Source organism: Bradyrhizobium murdochi, assembly GCF_000472965.1.
Taxonomy (GTDB): domain Bacteria; phylum Pseudomonadota; class Alphaproteobacteria; order Rhizobiales; family Xanthobacteraceae; genus Bradyrhizobium; species Bradyrhizobium murdochi.
Window position 1 is genome coordinate 1 of the sequence record NZ_AXAU01000061.1, and the last position, 5356, is coordinate 5356.

General features: G+C 58.3%; 4 protein-coding genes. All 4 read left to right on the forward strand.

Annotation, left to right across the window (positions count from 1 at the left end; genetic code table 11):
* Positions 1-282, forward strand: a 282-nt coding sequence (locus YUO_RS0137435; RefSeq protein WP_156908941.1) for an integrase core domain-containing protein, incomplete at its 5' end; no start/stop codon positions are given.
* Between the two features lie 909 nt (positions 283-1191).
* Positions 1192-2403 carry a pyridoxal phosphate-dependent decarboxylase family protein gene (locus YUO_RS43350; protein WP_035728556.1) on the forward strand — a complete coding sequence of 404 codons (1212 nt, stop codon included), beginning with the start codon at positions 1192-1194 and terminating at the stop codon, positions 2401-2403.
* Between the two features lie 412 nt (positions 2404-2815).
* On the forward strand, positions 2816-4435 hold the full coding sequence (locus tag YUO_RS0137445) for a GMC family oxidoreductase (protein WP_028351691.1): 1620 nt from the start codon (positions 2816-2818) through the stop codon (positions 4433-4435).
* A gap of 576 nt (positions 4436-5011) precedes the next feature.
* Positions 5012-5356: DUF6788 family protein (locus tag YUO_RS49255; protein ID WP_430649591.1), on the forward strand; the 345-nt coding region annotated here is incomplete at its 3' end.

Consider the following 5356-nt stretch of genomic DNA (forward strand, 5'->3'; position numbering starts at 1 on the left):
TTCGTCGAGAGCTTCAACGGGCGCATGCGCGACGAACTGCTCAACGAGAGCCTGTTCTTCGATCTCGACGACGCCAGGACAAAGATTGCGATATGGGTCGCCGACTACAACGGTGACCGTCCGCACTCGTCGCTGAAATACCTCACCCCGGCGGCCTACGCTGCCACATTCACCGCAACGGGCGATTGGCTGCGCAACCCCGACCAGCTTCGCCGATCGCCCGTTGCTCCACCTGCGCCATTCGGCGTACAAAACCCCGAGACTCTAACTGCCACTGGATGAAACTTCAGTGGCAGGTCAGCTTGGGGAGGATTTCTCGCGGCCTACAACGCTGGCCCAAAGCGCTACGAGGAGCATTTGGCTAGGTGCCGCCCACTCCCTAAGCAAACGCGGACCTATGTTATCAGCCTTGAAACCTTGATCGGGATCTAACAGCACAAGCGTGTAAATTCAGCCACCCCAGAGAGCGTCTCATGGCAGCGGGCACCAGTATTCGCTGAGCGCTCCAACGGTCCGTCTGCTGGACGGCATCCCGCATTAAGCCCGTATTTAATGAAGGCAGCGAAAGGCATGCTAACGTGGTCGCGCTTGGATTCGTGGCTCGCCCGACGGGGCTGCTAGTGCAGCGGTCAGACGAGGTGCAGTCGAGATGACCACGATAGCTTTTTCGTCGCATGCGGAACGTTAGCGCAGCTTCGAAGACGAGGCCTGGATCAGCCAGCCAGGACCGCTGGCAAGAAGGGCTGTGAACCGTCCCCGGTTTTGCCATTGCGAACAACATCCTTGAGCGAATGCTCGAGTTGGATTGAGAAATAGCTGCCATCACCCAATACTCCGGTCGTCGTGTTCAGCCGTGTCCGGTTGAAGACGTTCAATGTCCGTAACAGCACACCAAGGCGCAACTGTTCTGTCTTCGCGGCCTGAAGCACATCTTTTGGACCTCTCTTCAAGCAAGGCTCGCTCGTCTCTAGTGGCACATCAATTGCTCAGACACAGTGACGGACCTGCAGAGGGTGGCGGACTCGCTTTCCTCACAACTGGGAGGTGGCGCGAAGATTCGTCCTGGAATTCGCGGCTCACCGCTCGGACTGTGCGTGTACGCGAGCAACTTCGGCAAGTGCATCCGCGCTGGTTGTGCTCAGGAAATAACTTATCGCACATTTCCTAAACCCTAAACATGGGTATCAAGGTATGACTACACTGCCCCAACTCGGAACGAACTGGAGTGAGCTCAGAGATCGCCTGCGCCAAATGAAGCAGGACGACTACGCGTGGAGGGCTGGACGACTTCCGGTCTATATCTATCATTACACTGAGGAGCTCTTGCGGATCTCACAAGAGGCCTACACAGAGTTCTTCACCGAGAACGCACTCGGCCGTACGGCGTTTCCGAGCGTCGCCAAGCTCGAGAGGGAAGTCATCGAAATGGGTATGGGACTCTTGGGCGGGGGCCCCCGCGCTGGAGGGACGTTCACCAGCGGTGGGACTGAAAGCATCTTTCTCGCAATTAAGACCGCCAGAGACTGGGCACGAAAGGAGAAAGGAATTGACTGTCCTAAGATCGTGATGCCCGTTTCCGGTCACGCGGCCGCCGACAAGGCCGCCGACTATCTCAGGATGGACGTCGTGCGGACGCCTCTCCAATCCGACTTCCGTGCGGATATCGAGTTGCTCCAAGCGGCAATCGACGAGCGCTCGTGTATGGTTTACGCCTCAGCGCCTGGATATCCACATGGTGTATTCGATCCCATTGAGGAGATTGGAGCACTCGCCAAGAAGCGCGGCTTGTGGTTTCACGTGGATGCTTGTCTAGGAGGATTTCTGGCGCCCCTCGCGCGAGAAATCGGCTATCCTATTCCAGCCTTCGACTTGTCGGTCCCAGGCGTCTCTAGCCTGTCCGCCGACATCCACAAGTACGGATTCGCTGCAAAGGGCGCGTCCTTGTTGCTTTTCGCGGATCGCGAGCATCAAAAGTACCAGCGCTTCGAATTCAGCAATTGGCCGCGCGGCGCTTACGTAACCGATACCTTCCAGGGTAGTCGAGCCGCCGGGCCCATCGCGTCAGCATGGGCAGTCATGAATACACTTGGTCACGCCGGCTATCGCGAGATCGCGCGTGTAATCATGGACGCCAAGGAGCGGCTCGCCGCAGGCATAGAGCAGATCAATGGTCTTCGGGTTATTCGACCAAGCGATCTCTGCATTCTGCTGTATGACTCAATTGATCCAACTGTCGATATCTATGCCGTCGGAGATCGCATGGGTGAGAAGGGGTGGTACATCGGCAAGTCGATCACGCCGAAGGCAATTCATATTGCGCTGAACCCTGTGGTTGCACCTGCGCTAGATGACTACCTTGCCGACCTAGCTGCGTGCGTCGAGCACGTGCGCAACACGAAATAGGTTAGAACAGTCGATCTCCACACTTATTGGGAAAGTCAGCGTTGACAGCGACGAATTGCGAGCGAGTTGTTGATGCGGCTGACTACCTGCGGAAGGTATTGTTGGACGAGCGCAGCGGGATCGACGCTTCAGCTGCCATTCTCGTCCAAATTGTGTAGGGAGAAGGGGGGAATAAATGTAGCCGGTAAGGAATGGTTGCAATCAATTCAGGTGCCATAGCTAAGGATTTTGGTGCCCGTTTTATCGTTGACGACATCCAAATGGGGGCGGTCGCACGGGCGAGGATGGTTGTCGCCGGATATTGGCGTGATGTTGAAATCAGTGGCTTGGCAAACCGGCTATAAATCGAGAACCGATTTCGTGAACTGTGTGTAGACATGCTGCTAGGGGGATGAAGCAGGAAATACAAACCATGCCCGCATGGGATTACATCATCGTCGGTGGTGGTTCGGCTGGCTGTGTGCTCGCCAATCGCCTAAGCGAGAATCCGAAAGTGAAGGCGTTGTTGCTCGAGGCCGGTCCGCGCGACAACTCAATGTGGATCGACATTCCTGCAGGCTTCGCAAAGCTCGTGAACCACAAGAAGTTCACCTGGAGGTATGAGATTGAGGTCGAGGACGGCCTGCTCGGCAGGCGCCTTCCGTATTCGAGTGGTCGCGTGCTAGGCGGCTGCAGCTCGATAAACGGAATGCTGTACGTGCGCGGTCACCCGCTCGATTACAACACGTGGAGCCAACTCGGCAATCGGGGATGGTCCTATGAGGACGTACTGCCCTACTTTAAGAAATCGGAGCACTATGAGGGCCCGGGTGATGAGTACCGCGGCAAAGGTGGGCTCCTCAATGTCAGCGACCTGGAGGAGCGCCACGTGCTTGGTGACGCCTTCATCGACGCCGCTGGAGCCAGCGGCTTTCCGCGTAACAACGACTACAATAGCGGTTTGCCGGAAGGCTTCGGCTACTGTCAGGCGACGATCAAGAACGGTCGGCGGTGGTCAGCCGTCCGCGCCTTCCTCGATCCGGCGCGCAGCCGGCCCAACCTGCGCATCGAGACCGATGCGCTTGTGAACCACGTCCTGCTCGATGGCAAACGCGCGGTGGGGGTCGTCTATACTTTGCACGGCGAGAAGCGCGAGGCCCGCTGCAGCCGGGAGGTGATCCTGTCGTGCGGCACGATCCAGTCGCCGGGCGTGCTAGAGCGTTCTGGAATCGGTCAGCCAGAACTCCTCAAGAAGTTCGGCATCGAGGTCCGCCACGAACTAAACGGAGTGGGCGAAAATTGCGGCAATCACTTCGCGCCACGTATCAGTTGGCGAGTGAACCGGCCCATCACGCTCAACGAGCGAACGAGGGGCCTGAGGCTCCTGCGCGAGATCGCACGATACTACGTCAGCGGCACAGGCGTGCTCATCCGGTCAGCCGGCTTAGTGTTCGGCTTCCTTCGCACGGAGCCCCGCTTGGAGACGCCCGACGTGCAGCTTACAATGGCGCCAGCCAGCTACGACCCGGCGCGATCGGGGCGCCTCGAGAGGGAGCCGGCCATGACGGTCGCGGTGTCCCAGTGCCGGCCAGAATCGCGCGGCTCGATCCATATCAAGTCGCCGGCGTCCGGCGGCGAGCTCGCCATCCGATCGAATTTTCTCTCGGCGGAAACGGACCGCGCCTGCACGGTGGCCGGCATGCAGGTCGCGCGAAAGATCATGCAGCATGCCGCCATCGCCAAACACATCGCTTTCGAGCACCGTCCCGGCGACAAGGTACAGAGCTACGACGAATGGCTCGACTACGCGCGCCGCACCGGACGGCCGATGTACCACCCTGTAGGATCCTGCAAGATGGGCGCCGATCCGATGGCCGTGGTCGATGACTGCCTGCGCGTGCACGGCCTTGCCGGGCTGCGCGTGATTGATGCTTCGATCATGCCAACCATTCCCTCTGGCAATATCTACGCGCCCACGATCATGGTGGCCGAGAAGGGCGCCGACATGATCAAGGAAGATGTTAAGGATGGCGTGAAACTTGCGTCGCGGTGACTCGATCCATCCCGCGCAGCCGGCCCTGCTTGCAAGGGGTACATGGGATCATTACCAAATGCAATATTTGGAAAGCTGCCGTAAATGATGAAATGAACCAGCTGAAGAACGAGCGATGGACAGACCCTGCTTCTCTGCGGTTCACGATCTCAGGAAAAGCTATGGAGAGGTCGTCGCGCCAAACTAGCCTGTCAAATTGCGCCTGCGGAGCTTTGGATACCGTTGATGCCACCATGAATCCTCGAAAGGTACTCGCGTAGAACATGATCCTGAAGAAAGGCGACCGATGCTGCCTCGGCGGCCCAGGCATCGCAGGCGCGCGTTCGCTCCCTTAATGATGTTCGGCGGCGGCAGATCGAGCGGCTTGCAGTCGATCAGAGGCTGGACGGTCGCGTATGGTTCTCAAAGGGAAATTGGCAGGGAGCATCGAGGTTGCCGGTTCAACTACCTCCTCAGCTCGCGCGACGCGAGCTGCTCAAGGCCGGACCCTAGCTAGTTTCTATCGCGAAAGACCTTTCGCGCTTTAAAATAAGGGCTATTTCGCGATTTTCGAGCACGTTTTTTCTTGCGACGTACATGTGCATAGTATCACATTGTTCATATGAAGCATGTTGTTCGGAATCGCCTTCGGATGTCGCGCGCTGGCTGCGCAGCGAATCGACGAATCTCTGGCCTGCGCTTCTGGGTTCGCTGAGCCTGCGTCGTAGCCGGTGCATCCGCAAGAATTGCCCGGCGTGCCGGTCTGGCGAACAGCATCAAAGTTATGTGCTCTACGGTCGCGCGAACGGGCGTCGCGTTGCCGTCTACGTGCCGGAAGAGCTTGTGCCGGAGGTTCAGCGCAGCCTGGACAACGGGCGCGCTCTGCAGGATCTGCTGCACCAGGCGGCACCTCGATACATCAAAGCGCTGAAGCGAGAGCGC